Raw genomic sequence first — 23,678 nt, forward strand, 5'->3', positions numbered from 1 at the left:
GTGACGCCAACAAAACAAAGGGGAAGCGTGATGCTTCCCCTTTTTCATTACGGATGTTTTTAAATGAAACTAGTTTTTCGTTACCGTCACGATTGGCGCCGACTTGTCAGCCGCGTTGAAGTGGAAGTTGTAGTTTCCTGCTTCTGCAATCGCAATTTTCAGGTTTGCACTACCGCCACCGACTTCCATCGTTAGCGCTTTACCAAGCTCAACACTGCCTTCGCCACCGAAGTTGGTGTCTGCTGCCCAGTCTGCGCTCGCAACTTTCATCTCGTAGTTGCCCGCCGCTAGGGTAATGTCTAGCGAATAAACGTCATTTGCAACATAGCTGAACTTCGCTGTTGAGTCTTGTGCTGGAGCATCCCATGTAGTGATAGTGCCACGTAAGTAAAGTGCTGTTTCACCGAATGTTGGTGCATCTGCTGACTTGGTCACTGACACGACCGGTTTTTCTACGCTTTCATCTTGAACATGTAGCGCGTTCAGAGTGAAGTTGTACTTACCTGTTTCAGCAACAGACAGCTTACAGTTACCTTCTGAACCTAATTCTAGTGAACCAGAAGCTATATTCGCAGCATCACAACCGATGTTTGGATTTGCCCAACCAGAGTCCGCGAATTTGAACTCGTGTTCACCAGCTTCAAGAACGCCAGTTACAGAGTACATACCGTTGCCAATAAAGGTCATCGCCCAATCACTGCTATCAGACCACTCGTTCATCGTGCCTTTCACGTAAACCACGGTTTCGCCGTAAGGAGGAATACTCGATACGTCTTTGTTATCCGTGTTTACTGGTAGGCCAGCACCTTGCGCGCCGTTTTGTGGCTGTACGAATACCGCTGTTGTCAGTGCTGGTACTGTGAACGTTTCATTGGTGAAGCTTGCACCTTTCACGATGTCATCCGCAGAGTTTTGTTGAACTTCATGTAACTCGAAACCAGTTGCGCCGGCAACTTTGAAAGATTTCTCAGTTGATGTTGAGTTCACAACGGCCACGATTGCATCGTAGTTCGAATCTAAATCGGCACCCGCTGAGGTACCATCGTCGATAGACATCACAATCAAGCCTTCCACTTGGTCTTTCCCTACGTTGCGGAAGTCAACACGGTTCATCACTTCTTGCGCGGTATCTAGGCGGAACAGTTCGCTTGTGCTACGGATTTTTAGTAGCTCTAGGAATTGTTGCTTAGTCAGCTCGATGTCGGTTGAATCTGGTTTCGCCGTGCTGTCACCAACGATGGTTTTGATCAGCTCCCAGTTTGCACCGTCTTTGTCTTCACGTGGTAGACCAACGTTCCAGTTATTGTCGCTTCCGTCGAAGAATACACGGTTGAACCAGTCACCAGAATCGTACGAGTCGCGCTGCATAGATTTAGAGCGCAATAGCTCAGAACCCATGTGGATGAATGGAATGCCTTGACCAAGCATCACCGTTGATAGGGACACAGACTGCATACGTGCACGCTCGGCAGATGAAGTGCCTGTCGCAATCTTGTAGGCGTTGTTATCCCACAATGTTTGGTTGTCGTGCTTAGACACGTAAGAGATGTTCTCTGATGGCACTTTTGTGTAGCCTGCAGGAGCACCATTGTAATCAACGTTCTTACCCAGCTTGGTTTCGCCTTTGTAATCAAGAAGGATGTAGTCAGCCAAGTTACCAGCCATACCTAGACGAACCAGATCTTGGTTGTGTAAACGACCATTCACCGACTCTGCGTCAGTTTTGGTTTCTTCGTTAGGATAAGCGGCGTTACCAAAGCCTTGGTTAAAGCGAAGTGGGTGCTTACCTTCAGAATCTACACCGCCATCAAACGGGCTTCCGCCACGAACTGCGTCACGCAGACGATCAGAGAAAGTACCGATTTCTGTCCCTGCCATGTTGACTTGTGTCGCCTGATCGAAGCGAGCGTTTTGCGCGACTTCACCAAAGTCCCAACCTTCGCCGTAGAACAAGGTATTCGGGTCAATTTCACGGACTTTTTCAAGTGCGTAAACCATCACATTTTTCGGCTGGTGGCCCATAAGGTCAAAACGGAAACCATCGACTTTATAGTCATCCGCCCATACCATCAATGAGTCAACCATTAGTTTACCCATCATCAAGTTCTCGGTTGCGGTGTTATCACAACAGGTTGAGTTTTCGACTCCGCCAGTGTTGACGTTTAGGCGGTGGTAGTACCCAGGGACAATCTTATCCAGTACTGATTTTTCGTTCACACCAGATGCATTTGTGTGATTGTACACGACGTCCATGACCAGTTTCAGATCCATTTTATGCGTCGCTTGAACCATTTCGCGGAACTCTAGAATACGCTTAGACCCGTTAGGATCGGTCGCATAACTGCCTTCTGGCACGGTGTAGTGGTAAGGGTCGTAACCCCAGTTGAAGCTGTCTAGCATGCGAAGATCGTTCATCAACGCTTGTGCTTTGCCCGTTGTTGGGTCGTAGCTATTTAATACCTCTTCAATCACTTTGCCGTCATCTTCGGTCTCACAAATGGAGGCTTCTGGCTTGATGCCACAAAGTTTACCCACGGTGTCGGTGATATCGACTCGCTTGTCAGCGTCTTCATCCACGGTTGCAATATCAAATGCTGGCAAGATATGTAGCGTTGTTAGGCCAGCATCTTTTAAAGCTTGTAAGTGAGATACAGACTCACGCTCAGGTTCTGTAAGCGCCAGATATTTGCCATCAAGACTTGGTGTGCCTTTGCTGTCGTTAAAGCTGAAATCACGAATGTGTGACTCGTAAAGGACGTGGTCTTCGTCTTTTTTAACCGTTGGGCGTGCGTAGTTTTTCCAATCTTGAGGCATTAAGCTTGGATCATCTAAATCAACCACTTGCGAGTATCGTGAGTTCTTAGACAAGCTCATTGAATATGGGTCTGTTACCAAACGCGTTTCAACGACGCCAGTTGTTGGGTGGTATACCTTAACTTGGTAGCGATAGTATTTGTTGACAACGTTGCTTTGTGCCTCAGAAACCCAGATACCTGTTGCTGGGTCTTCCGTCATGGCAACGGTCGCTTCTTCTGCTAAGTTTTCATCGTAGATTATCAGATCAACATCTTGGGCAGTTGGTGCCCATAGTTTGAAGGTTGCGGCACCGCCTTCCACAATCGCACCGAGTTCTTGACCGATCGCGTTACCTGCCTTGGAATCGGCAAACACCGCATCCAAAACGCCCGGTTTTTGCACTTCAGTTGCAGAAATGACGTCACCATTTGCGTTGTAAGCCACCATAACGATTTGTGACTTCAGGATCGTACGCAAGGTCGCGTCATCGACATCGATACCCGCAGCTTGAAGGCTAGCAAGGTGACGGAAGCGTGATTTCAGACCATCAGACAACTCACCAGCCTTTGTCAGCTCAACCGCTGTACCGCCAGAGATTTGCTTATCTTCATCCATTTTGATGTCATTGCTAAGGCTGTAGAACAGCTTCATGGAATCCGCACTGGTCGCCGCTTCCCATGCAATGGTGTTGGCGTCTAACCAATGGGCTTTTTGACCATCAATATCAACAGGGCGCTCTTCTATTGGCTCGTAGTAAAGTTCACTGCTGCCGTGGAAGCCAAACAAACCTTTCGATTCGCCGATTTTCGTCAACTCTACTTTTGAGTTTGCGCTGCCGAACGCTTTCTCATCACCTTTGTGCAGAATGAAGTTCATGCATTCGTGTGGGTCAGAGGCGTCAGGGTTTATTTTCAGTACGTAGTAAGCACCGTAGGTGTCGTTGATGCCATCGAATGGGTGTGGCGCAGACCAATCCGTTCCTGTTCCCGGAATGCCCATTGCGTCTAAATCTGTGCTGGTACAGCCCTCACCGTTCCATAGGTGCAAGCCCCAACCTTCGTAGTCGCTTGCTGTTGAAGCTGATGCTACGTCACGTTTGTAATAAATGACGACTTCGTTCTCTCCCGCAGGGTACAAGCCTGAGCCAGGGTTCGTCGTATCTTCGTTCGTGCTATCACTACCACAACCGCTGATTACCGCGACGGAAATCAAAGGCAGTACGGTTTTGGCAATTGTTGATAATTTAAATGTCTTATTGTCCACGTTTACAAATCCATTGTTATTGAATTGATATTGAGCTGCGCGCTGCCTTCGCTGACTCAATCATCAAGAAGGTTTTGCACACGCTAGAAAGGCAGATGCCAAAAAAGGAAATGTTCAATTAGATGCTAATACACTGAATCATCAGCAAAATGTGAGAGCAGGCTGTTAAGTTTTTTACAGGTGCAAATTTTCTGTCACAGTCGATTTTGTTCACAAATTAAATAATAAAACAGGCGCATAGTGAGAGATTCTGCACATCATTAAAATGTAAATTTTTATGGGATGAGTAAGGGGGGATGATAGGGGATGAGAATGTCTCAGCCCCAAAACCGTGATTAAGTTCTATAAAAATGAGGGCTATATTTTTCTTTTAAAAATAAGTTGCAGTGATGTTGAATAAAATACCGCCATTAAGTCTTCGCACGCTTCAGATTTTCGCTAAGTGGTCGTTATATAATGAAGGTAGTCGGCGTTACGTCGGCGCGTAATCATAAGATTTCCCTGAAAGGGAGTTGAATTGGGCCCTGAAACCAAAAGAGGCTATTTATGAGTAGTATGGGCATTGCCATTGCGGCAACTGGCCTTTCACTCGTCCTGATATTTGTGTGGATGATCTCGTTGTCGATGCGGAAACAGAGACTCGAGGCAGAGAGGAAAGCTCGCGAAGCCGCTTATCGAAAGGCGATGCATAAAGCGCGAGAGCAAGAGCGTAAAGAGCGAGAGTTCAAAGCCGAAACTGGGCATATCCCCACCATTTTATTTCTAGCGAAAGAAGCCGAAAAGGACAACATTCGTCAAGCGCTGTATTGGTATGATAAAGCCGCTAAACTGGACAATGTGACGGGGATGTACGGCATTGTTCGCTTAAGTGAACGCATGCGCGAAGATGTGATTTTAAAAGAGCAGGCAAACTTCTGGCGTACCGCAATTGCGGGAATGGAAGGGGATACCGAAGCGAAATTTTCGACGGGCAAGGCCTTGGTCTTTGGTCGAGGAACTGAAAAAAATATCCCAAAAGGTAACCAACTGATTGAAACTGCCGCCGAAGAAGGCTGCATTGATGCCATGATTTATATGGGGGAATGGCAGCTTTCACCAGACAATAGTGCAGGACGCAGTGCAGATGCGCTTTACTGGTTTATGAAAGCGGCGGAAAAAGACAGTGCGGATGGCAAGATCCAAGTCGGCTTATGTTACCTAAATGGCATTGGTACAGAAAAAAGCATGGTTAAAGGTTGCTACTGGCTAGAACGGGCCGCGGAAGGTGGCAGTGCTAAAGCGATGTATCATGCTGGCGAAGCGTGGAAGGATAAAGGTAAAACGGGTAATGCAATTGCTTACGTTTGGCTGTTTCTTGCTGCCAATATGGGCTACCAACCTGCGCGTACGTTACGTGATGAAGTGGCAACCAATATTGGTGTTGATGTTGTCGTTGGATTGCAGTCCATAGCGAAGCCGTTGCAAAGAAAACTGGCCTCAGGAATGGTGAGAAAGCACTCTATTATTCGAGCCCTTAACAAAGTGTACAAACGCGAAGCGTATTTTCCTGCGGAAGAGGAGCTCAATGCGGTGTTGAATGACGAGAGTAAAGAAGCCTCCGAAGCTTGGGAGGAGACATCAACACTAGATTTTCAGCCTAACATGACAACGGTAACAGCAGAAGGTCAGGCAAGCACATCGCCCAACGAAAAAAAACTCTCTAAAGAGGCGCTCGATTTCACTCAAAACTTCCTTCAGCCATAACATATCTTATCCAGAAGCCTCAAGATTGAGGCTTTTCTTTTGTCTTTAAAATGTTACGCCAAATCCAAGTCAGCTCAATGCATTTGAGGCTAGACATCCAATGGCGTGAAAACTCATTTTCGACATTTGGAGGACGAAAGATGATAAGTCAACCTGTTAAAATCGGTGACGACACCGCCGTAGTCATTCCAAGCGTAATCCTGGCTCAGCTCAGGATAAGGGAAGGAGATACCCTAGAAATCGCACTGAATAAAGACAAAATGGAAATTAAGAAGATGGTGTTGAAAACCAACGCTCCAACTTACTCTGAAGATATTGAGGAGAATTGAGTTAGAGAATCTTGGTTTGTCGGATACACTACTGGTTTCGCAAAACTGGCGCTTGCCGCTGTCTTTGAACTATCGATAACTACAATAAGAGGTAAGGTACTATGCAAGGTATCCTCTCTATACAATCTCATGTTTCTTTTGGTCATGCTGGTAACAGCAGTGCTGTTTTCCCAATGCAACGCATGGGTTTCGAAGTATGGCCGATTCATACCGTTCAATTTTCTAACCACACGCAGTATCAAGAAGGCTGGACTGGGCGAGCGTTTGCGGCTGAAGACATTAGCGAGTTAGTTCGTGGACTTGGTAACATCGGCGCGCTGGAAAAGTGCCAAGCGGTATTGACGGGCTACCAAGGTAGCGCAGAGCAGTGCCTTGCTGTTGAAGATACCGTGACGAAAGTGAAGCAAGCGAACCCGAACGCACTTTACGTTTGCGACCCTGTGATGGGCGCGCCAGACAAAGGCTGCATTGTGGCTCCGGGCATTGCTGAAAATCTTCTAACGCGTTTGATGCCAATGGCGGACGTGATCGTTCCGAACCAATTCGAGCTAAGTCAATTTTCTGAGATGGAAATCCACTCATTAGACGATGCGATCACCGCATGCCAACGTGCGCTAGAGAAAGGTCCAAAAGTGGTGCTAGTTAAGCACCTTTACTGCCTAGAAAATGGCAGCTTTAACATGCTATTGGCTACGCAAGAAGGTATTTACCTTGCGAAGCGTCCTCAATTTGAGTTTGCTAAACAACCTGTTGGCGTGGGCGATCTTATTTCAGCTATTTTTACCGCGGGACTCTTAAAAGGCTGGTGTCCTAAACAAGCTTTCCAACATTGTCATGACGCGTGCTACGGGGTGTTAAGTGCAACGTATCATGCAGGCGAATGGGAGCTGCAAACTATCGCGGCGCAGCAAGAGTTTGTTGAACCAAGCAAACACTTCCCGATTGAAGAAGTGGCTCTGGTCACCGCATAATTGAGCGCAATTAAACAAAAAAGGGGAGCCATCATCGGCTCCCCTTTCTATTTGTTCTGTCAGTCTTACTGAGCTTTTTGCTGCTCTGATTTACAAACTGCTGCCGTAAAGACAACGTCTGTTGAGCTGTTTAGCGCAGTTTCAGCAGAGTCTTGAATCACACCGATAATGAAGCCAACCGCTACAACCTGCATTGCTACGTCGTTTGAGATACCAAACAGGCCACACGCAAGTGGGATAAGTAGTAGAGAGCCACCTGCAACACCTGATGCGCCGCATGCAGAAACCGCAGCTACAATACTTAGAAGTAGCGCAGTCAGTAGATCAACTTCGATACCCATAGTGTGCACAGCTGCAAGCGTTAGCGTTGTGATAGTGATTGCAGCACCAGCCATGTTGATGGTCGCACCTAGAGGGATAGATACTGAGTATGTATCCTCGTCCAGTTTTAGCTTCTCACATAGTGCCATGTTTACTGGAATATTCGCCGCACTTGAACGAGTGAAGAACGCAGTTACACCACTTTCACGTAGACAACGGAATACAAGTGGGTAAGGGTTTTGTTTGGTTTTAACGAACACGATCGCTGGGTTTACAACGAGTGCGATGATCATCATTGCGCCAAGAAGAACCGCCAGAAGGTGCGCGTAGCTTGCTAGTGCGCTAAAGCCCGTTGTCGCAAACGTTGAAGCAACCAAGCCAAAGATACCAAATGGTGCAAGACGAATGATAAAGCGCACAATGTGAGACACGCTGTGGCTTAGATCTTCAAATACGGCCTTCGTTGTTGCCGATGCGTGGTGTAGTGCAAGACCCAGACCCACACCCCAAGCAAGAATGCCGATGTAGTTTGCTTCTACTAGTGCATTTACTGGGTTGTCGACCAGTTTAAACAACAATGTGCGTAGAATTTCAGCAATACCTTGAGGAGGCGTTGCACCTTCAGCGCCGGTGACAAGCGTTAAATTGGTCGGGAAAAGGAAGCTTAGAACCACTGCTGATAGCGCCGCGAAGAATGTACCCATCAGGTACAGTACAACGATTGGGCGCATGTAAGTGTGTTGGTTTTTCTTTTGGTTTGCAATTGAAGCGGCAACCAAAATAAACACAAGAATTGGCGCGATCGCTTTAAGCGCACCGACAAAAAGGCTACCAATTAATCCCGCGCTTTCGGCATGGCTTGGAGAAATTGTCGCGAGCAAAATACCAAAGACGATACCGACAAGGATCTGGACGACGAGGTTACCACGAGCATATCGGGCAACGAGGCTGTTGTGTTGCATACATCATTCCTGCAATTTTATGCCAGAGTGGCAGGGCAATAGTCCATCATTACACGGCGATAATGCCCTTGTATTGCAAGGGGTGAGCATTGCTTCTGGTCACTAAGACACATGATTATCAATTATCCTGTTTTTATAAATTCAGCCATTTTCTTGCTGAATATCACATATCTTAGCTTGGTAATATTTTGTGTCTAGTTTTAGTTTGTTTTTGGATTAAATGTTTGCTCAATGTTATTTAAATAAGATTTTTATGTTGAAAATTATCATTAGTTATGAGTAATGGTTTTTAATAAAGTTGTTAAAAAGGAGACTTTCGTCTCCTTTGATTTTATTGACAACTCAAACGCAACAAATTAATAACTTTGTTGGCGCCTGCGCTTATCATTCATGGCATTGCGAGCAAGTTTACCGAATTGTCGACTTTGTGCTCGTTGCTCTGCCAAAGTCGCGCCGTTAAAGGCTTGTTCTCGCGTTAGTTTTTGATAGTTATTGAAACGACGAACTTCCAGTTTGCCATTTTCAATCGCAGTTTGAACTGCGCAACCCGGCTCAGTTTGATGCTGGCAATCACCAAAGCGACAACGCTGAGCGAGAGCCTCAATGTCAGAAAACGCCTCGCTGACCCCCGATTCACAATCTGCTAGTTGAAGCTCGCGCATTCCCGGAGTATCAATCAAGATGCCGCCATCAGGTAATAGATGGATAGAGCGCGATGTAGTTGTATGTCGACCTTTGCTATCGTCTTCGCGAATATGCCCAGTTGCCTGTTCTTGTTGCCCGAGTAATGCATTAACAAGAGTTGATTTGCCAACGCCTGAAGAACCGATAAAAGCGAGGGTTTGTCCTTCTTTGCACCAGGTCATGAGTTTAGAAGCACTCTCTATTTCTAAGCCGTTGACTGTCTCTATAGCTAATAGAGGGTCGAGCTTCTGTACTTGGCTTTTTAGTTCATCAGTATTGTCACACAAATCGGCTTTGGAAAGCACGATGACGGGTTCGACTTCGGCTTCATGAGCCAAGGCAAGATAGCGTTCAATACGACTTAAATTGAAGTCGTCGTTAAGGGAACAGACGATAAACACTGTATCCACATTGGCTGCGATGAGTTGCTCTGCCACTTTGCTGCCAGCGGCTTTGCGGCTAAAGAGGCTCAAGCGATCCAGTAAGCGAACAAATTGCTGATCTTCATTTAAGATTACCCAGTCTCCGACGGTCATATTGGGTAAAGAATGGTGGGCATTAAGATGAACTTGCCCAGTTTCTGTTGCCAATAAATAACCACTTCGGTGATGCGCAATTACACGAGCAAAGATAGTGTTGTCGTAATCGTCTAATGTCAGTTGTTGCTGAAAAAATGGTTTCCAACCCAATTGTTTTAGAGGGTTTGAAGTTGAAACTAATGTGTCACAAAAAGTATGTGTTTGATTCATTATTGAATTATCCCAGACGCAACAAAGCGCCTTAATACAAATCGCATTAGGGTCTAATTCGGATAGAGTTGACCCCGGTGAAGACCGGGCAGAGAAGGGGAGTTGTGGTTATGCCACAGAGTTGGTGCTGTTAGGGTTACCCTTGCGATGCCCAGTTAGTGTTATTCAATACAATCATCTTGTGTCCTCTTCGTTGGTTAATAAATAAGTGAGTTAATTAAGCCAAAAGAGTATAGCTGCCCTTTTTTAAAGAGGGTAGCTATACTGCAAAAATATTAACTTTGTTTTGTGATGCGCTCTTCCATAATCTGCGAATACGTGTTGGCTTTTAAGCCGTATATGATTTGGACATGACGATCATCCAATATCACGACGCCATGCGCGCCATGATTTTTGAGTGCGTTCTTATCGATGACGGACGTCGCTCTGAGGGTAAGACGCAGCCGAGTCGCACATGCACCAGTTTCTAGCAGGTTCTCTATGCCCCCAATGGCGTCAATGATCGTATCGACGTCTTGTTCGACATTGGGGTTGGTATGAGTTAGGAAATTGAAAAATTGCTTCAGCACTGACTTAACCGTCATTTGAAGAGTCTTCGGTCGTTAGTTTTGAAATGGCTTCAACAATCGGTGCCGGTGAGAGCGTATGTGGTACTTTAGTGATTAACGTGCCATCCGGCTTCAAGAAGTAAAAGTAAGAGCTATGATCCAGCGTGTATTTTAGTTCCGAGCCTTCCAATTCTGTCTTGCGGAAAATGACACCATAGTTGTGTGCCAAAGGTGTCGTTACATCAAGTGGCGCCGATAGGCCTTCAATCATTGGATGGAAGTAATGGGCATATTTTGCTGATGCATCGGCCTCATCACGCTCTGGATCTAAAGAAATGAACATCGGGCGTAGTTGCGCTTTTTGCGCGTCGTCAATTTGATTCAGTGCTCCTGCCAGCATTGCAAGAGAAGTTGGGCAAACGTCTGGGCAGCGAGTAAAGCCAAAATAGACGACTCGGATGCGAGGGTCATTCACATCGAAGATATTGACGGCTTGGTTATTTTCCCCAAACAATACCGTTTGTTGAGAGGTGGAACTGTCCACTTGCTCTGGCTTCGTTTTCTGATTATCTAAATAGCTCTTTACGCCAAACCCGAGTGCGAAAGCAGCTACGAGAAATAGGGACCAATTGCGGCTCATAACGATTCCTTATCTTTGCATTTTTATAGCAGGGTAAACGGTATTCTCTCCATCACTGAGTTCACCAACCCAAGTCATTGCATCCTCCGTGCAAACCGGAAGAATGATGTCACCTTGATATTGGCCAGGAGCGATTTGCTTCAGCAAAAACTTTGGCTCACCCATCTCCATTTCTCTTCCTGAAAGACTTAGGATGAGTTGCTTAGCATCGCTTGTATGCCACTCAACATTTAGAGTGGTTGGAACCAAGGGTTGAGCAGTTTCTGAGTTTAGCGTCATCGTAACATTTTCTTGGACGCAAGAGGTTGTAGAGAGAAAGCAGTATTCATCTATTGACTTGCTTTGAGTGGAAGAAGAAAAGCTTTTTATTAGAGTCGGGGCATAAAATCCCGCAACTAATGCGGCTGAAACAGCGGCTATTTGTAACAGTTTCATTAAGGTTCAGCATTTATCACTTAACATTACGAGCATCGTAGCACAGATGCGCCGCTCGCCAACTCGTGACCTCGGTAAATTGTGCGTTATACCTCGGTGACCAGCTTCCTAGTAACGCGACGGACTTTATTGCATCAAATACAGCAGAGTTTTCAATTGAGATGTTTTGCCCTTAGCCAATAGATAAAAACGGATCCAATTGGCTCCGTTTTTATTTGGTTCAGTATGTGCTTGATACCAAAGTTATTTATCTGAATCTGCGAATTTCTCTAGACCCAAAACCAGAGCAATGGCTGCAAGCATCATTACGACAGCAAGTACTAACTGAGAAGGTTGTGATGTCACGTGTTCAAATTCAAATGGTGATAGGTTGTGCTGTAGCAATGGCACTTGTTCGCCCTTCGAATTGGTGCGCCAAGTGATGGTTTCTTTCCATGGCCAAATCTTTGGCAACGTACCAATCATTAATCCAGTCAAAAACATCAGGGTGAAATCACGGAACTTGCGTAGTAACCACGACAATAAGTGAGAGAAGGACAGTAAACCGATCACGCAGCCAGACAAAAATAGCGCTAATGTATCGACTTGAAAACCTTTCACTGCGGCTAATACAGGAGCATACATGCCAATCAGCAGCAAAATAAAACTGCCAGAGATACCCGGCAAGATCATCGCACAAATCGCGATAGCTCCAGCGAATAAGGTGTTAGTGGCCGTTGGTTCCATGTGTAAAGGTTTGAGCACAGTAATACTATAAGCAAACCCGACACCAACGAGCAGAATGACAAAGCGGACAAGATCGCGTTGCTCAACCTGACGAATAATGTGATACACAGAGACCAAAATTAGACCAAAGAAAAATGACCAAAGTGGGATCGGGTGTGTGTCAAGAAGCCAAGTAATCAACTTTGCTAGCGTTGCAATACTGGTGAAAATGCCGGCAAACAGAGCGATTAGGAAGAATCCGTTGATGTGATTAAACGCGGCTTTAACCCCTTCTTTTCGCCAGATAGAGAAAAGTGAGGGGTTAATGCGTCGAATGCTTTCAAGCAGCGTATCGTAAATACCAGTGATAAACGCGATGGTGCCGCCAGATACACCAGGTACAACATCTGCTGCACCCATGGCGATTCCCTTGAAGAAAGTAATTAAGTAGTTCATTGCTCTAATGCTAAGTCGTTTCGATGGCAGAGAGTATACAAACATTGCGATGAAAAAAGTATGAAATAGTGCTGTAACTACTTGGTTTTATATCCAATCTATTGCCTATCTTTATTACCCGCCAAGAGACAATGCCGCCGTAACGAGCTTTTAATGCTTGGTTTACATTTTTGAGATGATTAACTCTACTATCAATTATCAATCTTGGTTGCATTGTGCAATTGCAATTTGCATTATCAAATTGCATTTTGATAATTTGCGCGTGAATAAATCCAGCTTATATGAGATCTTGTGCCCAAAAATAAGTCTTTGCATTTTGGCATGATTAATGCATAATACTGCTCGACCCTTCTTAAGCCGAGGGTCACCTAGCCAACTGACGTTGTTAGTGAATACAATTTGTTCACACTAAATATAAGCCAATCGCGATTATTGCGGTTGGCTATTTTTTTATATGAACAACGTTACTTACGTGCTTTGCAAATTGCACTTCTCTTACTGTCAGTCATAAAAAAGGGCTGACGTGTTACGCCAACCCTTGTGTTTTACTTTACGTTTTAACCCGTTTATCTAGCAGTTCAGTATCCCATTAACTGTAGCAAATTTTCAGCTGTCACAATGGCTTCTTTACGATTAGCAATATTAAGCTTTTGGTACAGGTTGCGAATGTGGGTTTTAATTGTCGTACCTGCCACATCCAGCTCTTGTGCGATTTGCTCGTTACTAAAGCCTGAATAAATCAGCCCCAGAACCTGCCATTCGCGTTGTGTTAATGGGCTAGTACGTACTAGCTCTGGCACATTAGGGTGATTCACCAACTTTTCAATAAAGTCTTCATCAAAGTGAATCGACCGGCTACGTTGATTCGATGAAATGTCCTTCATTAACTGTTGAGCACGGTGACGCTCAAGATCGCCCAGTTCATGGCGGAGGCTCAACTTCTCCAGCAGACCGCCAATGGTTGCACCATCAATCAGGAAGTTTCCGACCATGCCAGTTTGGTTCGTCATTACTAATGCTTCTTTTAACAGAGCCTTGGCTTGCTCCTCATCTTTTTGGCGAGCAGAAAGGACCGCTTCAACCACTAAGTTGCGATTAGTATCTGTGATTAGGTTAGTGCGACGAGCTTCACCTTGGAGAAAATCTAACGCAGCACGAGCGTCGGTATATTGGCCTAAGTTAATGTGGGCGCGAGCAATGTTACGCCATTGCAATTGAGAAAAGTGGTTGCATGCCGATTCAGGACGAACCGCAGTATTGAGCCATTCTTGCATTGCATCGGTATTCCCGCGCGCTTGCCAAAATAGAATCAACGATAGTGAAGCGTTTGCAGTCCAATCTACGTGATAAGTCGACTGTTTCATCAAGTGCTGTATATGCTCAATGAATTTACCTGCTTTGTCTAATTCACCGCGTCCAATCGCAATACGCGCCAACATCGAATAGCTATGTAAGTGCTTGCTTGGTGAATGGTTTTCGAGAATTTGCAGACCTTTGTACGCGCATTCTTCCGCTTCATCAAGTCGGTTCCAGCACCAAAGTACTTGCGCGCGAATACGCAGCAAAAATTCATGAAGAGGAACATGCTGAAGCTGCTGATCTTCAATCAGACGGAATGCGGAATCTTGTAGTTCAAAGGCAGCTTGCACGTAACCTTGTGCAATTAAAATCTCGCTTTGCTGCAATATTGCCCATAACGCTTGGTGATATACCTGATACTGACGAGCTAGCTTTTCAGTTTGTTGCATCATCGGCAAAGCACGGTCTAGTTTACCTAGCACGTGGTTAACTTCACCAACAACCGAAGTCGCCACAATTCGGCTACGGTAAATTGTGTTATCAAGTTGGCTAAGCGCTAACTCCGCTAATTCGAGAGCTTTTTCTGGTTGGTTACTGTTGATAGCCACTTGAGCAAGCAACGCGTTTGCTTGACCTTGATAATGAATATCTAACGCAATGTTACGCTTTTTGTGTTCCTCTTCCGCTTCTTCAAGCAGGTGGCCCACTTGGTTATAACGATGCTGACTTTGAGCCAACCATGCTCGGAGCATCGTAAGTTTTGGGTGGCTGAACAACAGATCATCGTCCAACTTGTTAATTGAGCTTTCCAGTGTGCTGAGTTCGCCTTGGTTAAACATCTTCCAGCCGAATTCGTTTAGGATCTCTACCACTAAGTCCTTATCATTCGATTTTTGTGCATGATGAATCGCTTGGTGTGGTGCTTTTTGTTGTAACCAAGCGATAGCAGCATTGCGGTGGAGATCTTTTTCTTGCTGAGGAATACGAGCTTGGCGCTCATGAGATAAAAACTCGCCAAATAAGTTATGGAACCGGAACCAGTTCTGTTCCCCTTCGAGCGGGTAAATAAATAAGCCGTAACGGTTAAGCGATTCAATCATTCCCAGTGCGTCTTCGCGTTGGGTAAGGGCAAACACTAACTCATCATTGAAGTGGTCAAGCACGGATACTTGCATTAAAAAGTGACGAGTTTCGTGATCGAGTAAGTCAAACACTTCTTCGACCAAGTAATCCCACAAGTGCGCGTGATTGAACTGCGATACCGACTCTACAGTTTGTGCCAATGTGCGGTTTTGATGTTGGGCTTGCAATGCGATCAACTGCATCGCCGATGGCCAACCTTCAACATAGGTTCTTAGGCTGTTCGCCATGTCTTCATCAATACCATCGGCGATACGCTGGTTAAAGAAGCGAGTTGTTTCTTCGGTATCAAACGCCAACATCTCGTTGCCTATTTCGATCATTAAATCACGAACACGTAAGTTTGCAGTGCCCAGAGGCGGCGCTGCACGACTGGTTACCACAACGGTGAGGTTGTCTGGCATGTGCTTTAAAAAGAAACGCATGGATTCATGGATTTCATCATTCGTGATTAAATGGTAGTCATCAAGCACCACGTAGCACTCTTGATGAAAGTCAGCCATTTCAGCGAATACTTCGCTAAATAGGGAGCGTAAAGACGAGATCTGACGTTTTTCCGCCAGTTTTTGTGCGTTAGCGCAACTGAAGTTGGTGGCTTTGTTTAATGCTTGAAGCAGATAGTTTACAAAGCGAAAGCCGTCGTTATCGCTGTCATCAATGCTGTACCAACCGACGTTTGGCTTATCGGATAGCCACTGCGCTGCCATTGTTGTTTTTCCGTAACCTGCTGGGGAGCGGAATAAAACCAATTTGTAGTAAGGCGCTTGCTGTAGTAAGTCCAACACTCGTGGGCGCACGATGGCATTGTGCAGGCGTCCTGGTCGAGTAAGCTTAGATGGAATCCACATTAGTAGTTATGTCCTTATTTATGTATACCCAAATGACAGCAACGTGATCATTCTAGTAAAGCCCCCTTGAAAGCTGTCTTACTGAATGATGTCATCAGCATCAAAAACACTGTTTGAATGCCGGATAATGTCGCTACTGTTGGGGCTTGCGTCCGTCTGAAAAACCATTCCATACGGTCACTTAGATATAAAAGCTAGCGAAAACTAGAAATAACTCACATCGCCTAATTCTAGTTTGTATAAAAAGCGTACAATCCTGTGAGCTGAGTGGGATGTTACGACATCAGAAATGTTCGTTACTTTGATCCACTTCCTAATTCTCAAGGGTTGATGGATTTACCATCAACTACGCCCTTTATTTGTGATTGTCGTCACTTAAATATCGTTTGTTTCGTTAGCGTTAAGATCGCGTTGCACATAGATTACGAAAAGTTCTTCTACGCTGACCGAGTTAATGTGACCGATATTACAATTTTCACATCATCAGATGAGTGGACTATAAAAAGCGTCATGAACGGGTTTTAACCTTTCTCACATTCCATTGTGATCAAAATCACTAAGAACTGGTGCAAAGTTCACTTTGTTGAGATTTGGATCACTAACCTAGCAATGGTACCCCCTCTACGCCCTCAGCCCTCCTCCTTCAAAGGATGAGAATTAGGAGGATGTTTATTCACAGAGGTAAATGCACGATGTATGGCAGATGAATTACCAAAAGACGTGAGAATTTCGTAATGAAACCTACTCAACAAAAACAATTTGACAAGAAGTCGTTCCAAGAAAGCGTAAAGAAACACCTATCTGTAACTTACGCTCATACGATTGAAAACGCAGACAGCCGCGCATGGTACCTAGCAATGGGGCATGCTCTGGCTGAATTTACTACTCTAGATTTGCTTGCGACAGAAGAAGATCCACGCATTAAAAGTGCGAAGAGCGTTAACTACCTTTCGCTAGAATTCCTTATCGGTCGTTTGACTGGTAACAACCTAATCAGCATGGGTCTGTACGAACAAGTAACAGAAGCAATGGCTGAACTAGGTTACAACCTAACTGATCTGCTAGAAGAAGAGCGCGACCCATCATTGGGTAACGGTGGCCTTGGTCGTCTGGCTGCGTGTTTCATGGATTCATGTGCGGCACAAGAATTCCCAACTGTCGGCTATGGTTTACATTACGAATACGGTCTATTTAAACAGTCATTCAAAGATGGTCGCCAGCAAGAAGCACCTGACGCATGGCGCGGTGTAGAAGGCTACCCTTGGGAAATTGCGCGTCCAGAACTTGCGCAAGAGATCGGTTTCTACGGTCACGTTGAAGTGATTAACGAGAACGGTAAAGAGGTTCGCAAATGGGTACCAGGCATGACAGTAAGAGCAATGCCTTGGGATCTTCCAATTGTGGGTTACGAATCAGACACGGTTTACCCGCTACGTCTTTGGGAATGTCAGGCGATTGCACCATTCTCACTAGCAAGCTTTAACAATGGTGATTACTTCGAAGCTCAGCACGCACTGATCGACGCAGGTAACATCACTAAAGTGCTTTACCCGAATGACAACCACGAGAAAGGTAAAACACTGCGTCTAATGCAGCAGTACTTCCACTCAGCAGCGTCTGTACGTGACATCCTACGTCGCCACGAAGCTGCGGGCTACTCGCTAGCGGATCTACCTAAGCAAGAGACTATCCAGCTTAACGATACACACCCAACGATTGCGATTCCTGAACTAATGCGCATCCTGATGGATGAAAAAGGTTTAGCTTGGGAAGCGGCTTGGGAAATCAGCTCTAAGACATTTGCGTACACCAACCACACGCTACTTCCAGAAGCACTAGAGACATGGCCAGAGTCGCTAATCCAGCACCTGCTACCACGTCACATGGAGATCATTTACGAGATCAACCACCGCTTCCTACAAGACGTACGTGCAATGTGGCCGGGTGATGTCGCGAAGCAACAGAAGCTTTCTATCATCGAAGAAGGTTTCCACCGCATGGTTCGCATGGCAAACCTATGTGTAATCGGCTCTTACGCAGTAAACGGTGTAGCAGCACTTCACTCTGAATTGGTTAAGAAAGACCTATTCCCAGAGTTCCACGAAATGTACCCGACACGTCTACACAACGTAACGAACGGTATTACGCCACGTCGCTGGTTGAAGTTCTGTAACCCAGGTCTGTCTCAGCTTATCACTGAGAAAGTCGGCCCAGAATGGCCAGCGAAACTAGAGCAACTTGAAGGTATTGCGAAGTACGCTACTGACGCGACATTCCAAAAAGAATTCATGGCAGTGAAGAAAGAGAACAAAGAACGCCTAGCAACTTGGGTGAAAGAGAACATGGGTATCGAGCTCGATACTAATGCAATCTTCGATGTCCAAATCAAGCGTCTGCACGAGTACAAACGTCAGCATCTAGACTTGCTACACGTACTGTCTCTGTACCACCGTATTCTTAATGAACCAGGTTTTGAGTGTACGCCACGCGTTGTGTTCTTCGCAGCAAAAGCAGCACCGGGTTACCACCTAGCGAAAGAAATCATCTTCGCAATCAACAAGATTGCAGACAAGGTGAACAACGATCCTCGCATCGGTAACAAGCTGAAAGTGGTATTCATCCCTGACTACCGCGTGAGCATGGCTGAAATCATTATCCCTGCGGCTGACGTTTCTCAACAAATCTCGCTAGCGGGTAAAGAAGCATCAGGTACAGGTAACATGAAGATGGCGCTAAACGGTGCGCTAACTATCGGTACAATGGATGGTGCAAACGTTGAGATTCGTGAGGAAGTAGGCGATGAGAACATCTACATCTTCGGTCTAGATGTTGAAGGTGTGAAAGCGCTGAAAGCTCAAGGTTACAACCCATTTGATTACTACAATGCGGATCACCTACTCAAAGCGTCAATGGACTTGCTATTGGGTGAAGAGTTCACACCAGGTCAACCAGGCTTACTGCGAGCAACGTATGACAGCCTACTAGACGGCGGTGACCCGTACTTATGTCTTGCGGACTTTGCATCTTACGTGAAAGCGCACGAAGACATGAGCGAACAATATAAAGATCAAGCTGGCTGGGCGAAGAAGGCCATTCTTAATACCGCCCTTGTTGGCAAGTTCACGTCAGACCGCTCAATCCGCGACTACGTGAACAATATCTGGAAACTTGAAGCGGTGAAACGCTAATAGAACCTAGTTAAGACCAAGGTAGCCAAGCGCTACCTTTGGTCATTTTCCAAAAGAAGTTATTGATAACAATAAAACCCTACATGGAAGGTGTTGGTATTACCTTCGGAGAAAGCGATGAAAGAACAAACAGCATTAAAGAAAGTCGCGGAAATGGCGAGATTGGCTGATAGCTATGTCAGTGCTTGGGGAGATGAGGCGAAAGTGTCTGAGGAGACGCTACGCCGCTTGCTCGCTTCGCTTGGCTACGATACTAGCAGTGATGAAAAACTACTGGCTTCTGCTGAAAAGAAACATAAAAAAGACGTACTAGCCCCTGTTCTTGTTTTACGCGACGGCGAACCAGTCGAAGTGGAACTAAACCTAGGTACGAGTGCTCGTGAGAGTGAATTCAGCTGGCGTTTAGAAACAGAACAAGGAGAGGTACTTGAAGGCTATCTTCAGTCCCAAATTGTTCGTGATGAGCGTGCTGAGGGTGGCCCTCTAGTGTTTGCATTGCCAAAGAACTTGGCTTGGGGTTATCACAAACTGATCATCAGTCGTAAGCGTCGTAAAACACCTTACGAGATGTCATTGATCATTACGCCGAAAGCGTGTTTCAAACAAGACGATCTAAACCAACACAAAAAGCTATGGGGTCCTAGTATCCAGCTTTACACACTGCGTACTCAGCATAACTGGGGCATCGGTGATTTTGGCGACCTAAAACAACTGGTGAGTGATATTGCCTCTCGTGGCGGTGACTTCATTGGCTTGAACCCTATTCACTCGCTGTTCCCTGCGAATCCAGAAGGGGCAAGCCCATACAGCCCGTCTTCTCGTCGTTGGTTGAACATCATGTACATCGACGTAAGCTCTGTACCTGAGTTCGCGCTAAGTGCAGAAGCACAACAACGTGTCGGTAGTGCAGAGTTCCAACAACGTTTACAAAAAGCGCGAGACTCTCATTGGGTGAATTACACCGAAGTTTCGCAACTAAAAATGAGCGTTCTTCCGTTGCTATTCAGTGAGTTTAAAGCTCGCCATTTAGACAAGAACACTGATCGCGCTCGTGCCTTCTTGGACTTTGTTGAAAAAGGCGGCGACAGCTTGCTACACCAAGCTGCATTCGATGCACTTCATGCTGATTTACATGCAGAAGATGCAAACATGTGGGGCTGGCCAGTATTCCCTGAGAAATACCGCACATTCGACGCAGCCGGTACTCAGAAGTACATTAAGGACAACCAAGATCGTGTTCACTTGTACATGTACCTGCAATGGATCGCAGACGATCAAATCAAAGAAGCGCAAGCGCTAGCCGAAGAAAAAGGCATGGCTGTGGGTTTGTACCGCGACCTTGCGGTTGGTGTTGCAGATTCAGGCAGCGAAACATGGGCTGACGAAGGCGCGCTAGTATTGGATGCAAGCATCGGTGCGCCACCAGATGTACTTGGTCCACTAGGCCAAAACTGGGGTCTGCCTCCGCTTAACCCTCAGGTTTTAGAAGCGACTGGCTACGACGCTTACATCAAATTGCTACGTGCTAACATGAAGCATTGTGGAGCATTGCGTATCGACCACGTACTTGGCCTGCTTCGCCTTTGGTGGATTCCAAAAGGCGAGAAAGCGACAGAAGGCGCATACCTGTACTACCCAGTTGAAGACATGCTAGCAATCCTAGCGTTGGAATCTCACCGTCATCAGTGTTCTGTAATCGGTGAAGACTTGGGTACTGTACCTGATGAAATCGTTGATATCCTTCGTGATGCGGGTGTGCATTCGTACAAAGTCTTCTTCTTCGAAACATCAAAAGACGACGGCGGTTTTATTTCTCCGAAGCACTACGCTGAGCAGTCTATGGCTGCGCTGTGTACGCACGATATGCCAACACTACGCGGTTTCTGGCACTGTGATGACTTGAAGATGGGGCGTGAGATTGGTCTGTACCCTGATGAGCAGCAGTTGGAAGGCCTATTCGCTGACCGCTTGAAGTGCAAACAAGGCATTCTAGACAGTGTTCGCTGGCATGGCTATCTGCCAGAAGGCATTGGTCATGATGCTCAGTACGTGCCAATGGATTCATACCTAAGCGAAGCGCTGCAACTGCACGTAGCCGCGGGTGACTCTGCACTGCTTAGCGTTCAGCTTGAAGACTGGCTAGAAATGGATCAACCGGTCAACATTCCTGGTACGGTGGATGAGTATCCAAACTGGCGTCGTAAATTGTCGATGAACCTAGATGAAATCTTCAGCCGTGAAGATGTGAATCGTATTTCTAAACGCCTTACTGAAGTTCGCGCACAGGCGAGTAAGTAAGATGCCTAGAGTGACGTAGATGGACGAGCTGATTACCAATTTTGTTAGCTCAGAGGTACGAAAGTTCCGTCTAGGTCACTCATTCCTAAAACACAATCCGTTAGGATGAAGTACCGTTATTATGCCCGCGACAATAGCGGGCATTTTTGTATTTTGACGCCGTTTACGCAACGAACGTGAGAAGCGGAGTCTTTTTGTGAGTTCACAACGTTGGCTGTGGAGAAACCGATGTTTGATTCAGATCTCTGGTCTTGAAAAGGATGTTGGCTCTAGGGAGAAAGATTTGAAAACCACCAAAACCAAGAAAATAAAGAAACAACACGAACGCGCATACGAACTGCTTGCTGAGGCGGCTTACTCAGATCCATTTGCGGCGCTGGGTCCATTCATTGACGACGAAGCTTCGCTGAGAGTTTGGATGCCGGGCGCAAACAAGGTTGAACTGCTTGTTAATGGTGAACCTCGCGTGGCGCTTGAGCGTGATGGCGACAGCGGTTTCATCTTAAAAGAGCAACGCGATTTACACCTGACCCACTACCGTTTAGCGGTCGATTGGAATGGTGTTGAACAAATTATTGATGACCCGTACCAGTACCACAATATCTACCAAGAGTACGAGCATCTGCATACGCCAAAAGACATGTATCACTACATGGGCGCGCACTTTGTCACGCTAGAGCGTGGCGGTGAAAACATCTCTGGTGTGCGTTTCCTTGTTTATGCACCACATGCATCTGCTGTTAGCCTTGTGGGTTGCTTCAACCAATGGGATGGCCGTCGTCATCCAATGCAACGCTTAGACTACGGTATCTGGGGCCTATTCATTCCTGGTTTGGAAGAGGGGGTACAATACAAATTTGAGCTCAAAGGGCCAAATGGGGAAGGGTTGCCACACAAACAAGACCCTTGGGGTTTCTACTCTGAGCAATACCCATCGTTCGCATCCATTACCTACGATCACAAGCGTTACCAATGGCAAGATGCGAAATGGCAAAACCGTGCAGTGACACAAAAGTGTGATGAAGCGTTATCGTTTTACGAGCTACATGCTGGATCATGGAAGCGCGACGAGAACGGTGATTTCCTGAACTACCGCGAACTCGCGGAGCAGTTGGTGCCATACCTTGTGGATATGGGCTACACCCACGTTGAGCTGATGCCTGTGTCTGAGCATCCATTCTATGGTTCATGGGGCTATCAACCTGTTGGCTTGTTTGCACCAACTAGCCGTTTTGGCTCACCTGATGATTTCAAATTCTTCGTGGATGCGTGTCACCAAGCTGGTATCGGTGTAGTGCTGGATTGGGTTCCTGCGCATTTCCCATCGGATGATCATGGTTTAGCTAACTTTGATGGTACGCCTCTGTTCCATGATCCAGATCCTCGTCGCGGTTGGCACCAAGATTGGAACTCCTACATTTACGATTTAGGCCGTGAACATGTACGTCGCTTCCTTGTCTCGAATGCGCTGTACTGGTTTGAACAATTCCATATTGATGGCATTCGTGTCGATGCTGTTGCGTCGATGCTCTATCTCGATTATTCACGTAGCCACGATCAGTGGGTCCCGAACGTTGATGGTGGCAACGAAAACTACGACGCAATCGCAACCTTAAAATGGATGAACGAAGAAGTGTACAAGCACTTCCCGAATGCGATGACGATTGCGGAAGAGTCAACGGCGTTTCCGGGTGTGTCTGCGCCAACCTTTATGGGTGGTTTAGGCTTTGGCTTCAAGTGGAATATGGGGTGGATGCACGACAGTCTTTCATACATCAAAGAAGATCCTGTTCACCGCAAATACCACCACAATACCATCACATTTCCGCTGGTTTATGCGCACAGCGAGAACTACGTCTTGTCTCTCTCTCACGACGAGGTGGTGTACGGCAAAGGCTCTATTCACAACAAGATGCCGGGCGATGAATGGCAGCAAACCGCAAACCTAAGAGCATACTACGGTTATATGTATGGTCAACCGGGCAAAAAGCTGAACTTCATGGGCGCGGAAATCGGTCAAACGGCGGAGTGGAACCACGATGATCAGTTGCAATGGTTCTTGCTAGAATACGAGCGTCATCAAGGCGTTCAAAAGCTGATGCGAGATTTGAACCACTTGTACCGAAATGAAGCGGCGATGCACGATCAAGATTGTGTTCCTGCTGGTTTTGAGTGGCGTCTACAAGACGAAGCGGATGCGAGCATCCTAGCGCACGAGCGTATTAGTAAAGAAGGTGAGCGTATTCTGATCATCACCAACTTTACGCCCGTACCACACGAGCGCTTTCGTTTAGGCGTTCCAA

At 46.2% G+C, this 23,678-nt stretch carries 14 protein-coding genes; 6 read left to right on the plus strand and 8 right to left on the minus strand.

The features are described 5' to 3' along the window. Positions 1-69 precede the first annotated feature (69 nt). Positions 70-4,059 carry a pullulanase-type alpha-1,6-glucosidase gene (gene pulA / locus R7H07_RS11355; RefSeq protein ID WP_065275517.1) on the minus strand — a complete coding sequence of 1,330 codons (3,990 nt, stop codon included), beginning with the start codon at positions 4,057-4,059 and terminating at the stop codon, positions 70-72. A 546-nt stretch (positions 4,060-4,605) separates the two neighbouring features. Here pulA and R7H07_RS11360 point away from each other — a divergent pair. The 3 genes from R7H07_RS11360 to pdxY all read left to right on the plus strand — a co-directional run bounded on the left by R7H07_RS11360 (position 4,606) and on the right by pdxY (position 7,102). Continuing rightward, on the plus strand, positions 4,606-5,802 hold the full coding sequence (locus R7H07_RS11360) for a tetratricopeptide repeat protein (RefSeq protein ID WP_065275516.1): 1,197 nt from the start codon (positions 4,606-4,608) through the stop codon (positions 5,800-5,802). A 140-nt stretch (positions 5,803-5,942) separates the two neighbouring features. Then, positions 5,943-6,131 carry an AbrB/MazE/SpoVT family DNA-binding domain-containing protein gene (locus R7H07_RS11365; protein ID WP_042522194.1) on the plus strand — a complete coding sequence of 63 codons (189 nt, stop codon included), beginning with the start codon at positions 5,943-5,945 and terminating at the stop codon, positions 6,129-6,131. A gap of 101 nt (positions 6,132-6,232) precedes the next feature. After that, on the plus strand, positions 6,233-7,102 hold the full coding sequence (gene pdxY / locus R7H07_RS11370) for a pyridoxal kinase PdxY (protein WP_206959495.1): 870 nt from the start codon (positions 6,233-6,235) through the stop codon (positions 7,100-7,102). Positions 7,103-7,167: 65 nt separating this feature from the next. On the opposite strand, the gene sstT is transcribed toward pdxY, so the two are convergent. The 7 genes from sstT to malT all read right to left on the minus strand — a co-directional run bounded on the left by sstT (position 7,168) and on the right by malT (position 15,889). After that, positions 7,168-8,385 carry a serine/threonine transporter SstT gene (gene sstT, locus R7H07_RS11375; protein ID WP_005374821.1) on the minus strand — a complete coding sequence of 406 codons (1,218 nt, stop codon included), beginning with the start codon at positions 8,383-8,385 and terminating at the stop codon, positions 7,168-7,170. Positions 8,386-8,741: 356 nt separating this feature from the next. After that, entirely contained in the window at positions 8,742-9,818 is a 1,077-nt protein-coding gene (gene rsgA / locus R7H07_RS11380; RefSeq protein WP_206959494.1) for a ribosome small subunit-dependent GTPase A, read from the minus strand. A gap of 275 nt (positions 9,819-10,093) precedes the next feature. Continuing rightward, complete coding sequence (locus tag R7H07_RS11385; protein ID WP_005384641.1) at positions 10,094-10,402, minus strand: PTS transporter subunit EIIB; 309 nt, start codon at positions 10,400-10,402, stop codon at positions 10,094-10,096. Next, a complete protein-coding gene (locus R7H07_RS11390; RefSeq protein ID WP_005374827.1) occupies positions 10,392-11,006 on the minus strand; it encodes an SCO family protein in 615 nt (204 codons plus the stop codon). The genes R7H07_RS11385 and R7H07_RS11390 overlap by 11 nt, the downstream gene beginning before the upstream one ends. 9 nt (positions 11,007-11,015) lie before the next feature. Beyond that, positions 11,016-11,441: a hypothetical protein gene (locus R7H07_RS11395; RefSeq protein WP_025768641.1), complete on the minus strand. Its 426-nt coding sequence runs from the start codon at positions 11,439-11,441 to the stop codon at positions 11,016-11,018. A 243-nt stretch (positions 11,442-11,684) separates the two neighbouring features. After that, positions 11,685-12,602 (minus strand): DUF368 domain-containing protein, encoded by a 918-nt coding sequence (locus tag R7H07_RS11400; RefSeq protein WP_025768640.1) that lies wholly within the window; start codon positions 12,600-12,602, stop codon positions 11,685-11,687. Between the two features lie 578 nt (positions 12,603-13,180). Beyond that, complete coding sequence (gene malT / locus R7H07_RS11405; RefSeq protein ID WP_005374834.1) at positions 13,181-15,889, minus strand: HTH-type transcriptional regulator MalT; 2,709 nt, start codon at positions 15,887-15,889, stop codon at positions 13,181-13,183. Positions 15,890-16,623: 734 nt separating this feature from the next. Here malT and R7H07_RS11410 point away from each other — a divergent pair. From R7H07_RS11410 to glgB, 3 genes are all read left to right on the plus strand, one after another. After that, the gene (locus tag R7H07_RS11410) at positions 16,624-19,077 is read left to right on the plus strand and encodes a glycogen/starch/alpha-glucan phosphorylase (protein ID WP_005374836.1); all 2,454 of its coding nucleotides are present in this window, start codon (positions 16,624-16,626) and stop codon (positions 19,075-19,077) included. Between the two features lie 117 nt (positions 19,078-19,194). Continuing rightward, positions 19,195-21,375 carry a 4-alpha-glucanotransferase gene (gene malQ / locus R7H07_RS11415; protein ID WP_005374838.1) on the plus strand — a complete coding sequence of 727 codons (2,181 nt, stop codon included), beginning with the start codon at positions 19,195-19,197 and terminating at the stop codon, positions 21,373-21,375. A 283-nt stretch (positions 21,376-21,658) separates the two neighbouring features. After that, on the plus strand, positions 21,659-23,678 hold a 2,020-nt coding region (gene glgB, locus R7H07_RS11420; RefSeq protein WP_411979062.1), incomplete at its 3' end, for a 1,4-alpha-glucan branching protein GlgB.

Source organism: Vibrio sp. Vb1127 (assembly GCF_033338735.1).
Classification (GTDB): domain Bacteria; phylum Pseudomonadota; class Gammaproteobacteria; order Enterobacterales; family Vibrionaceae; genus Vibrio; species Vibrio alginolyticus.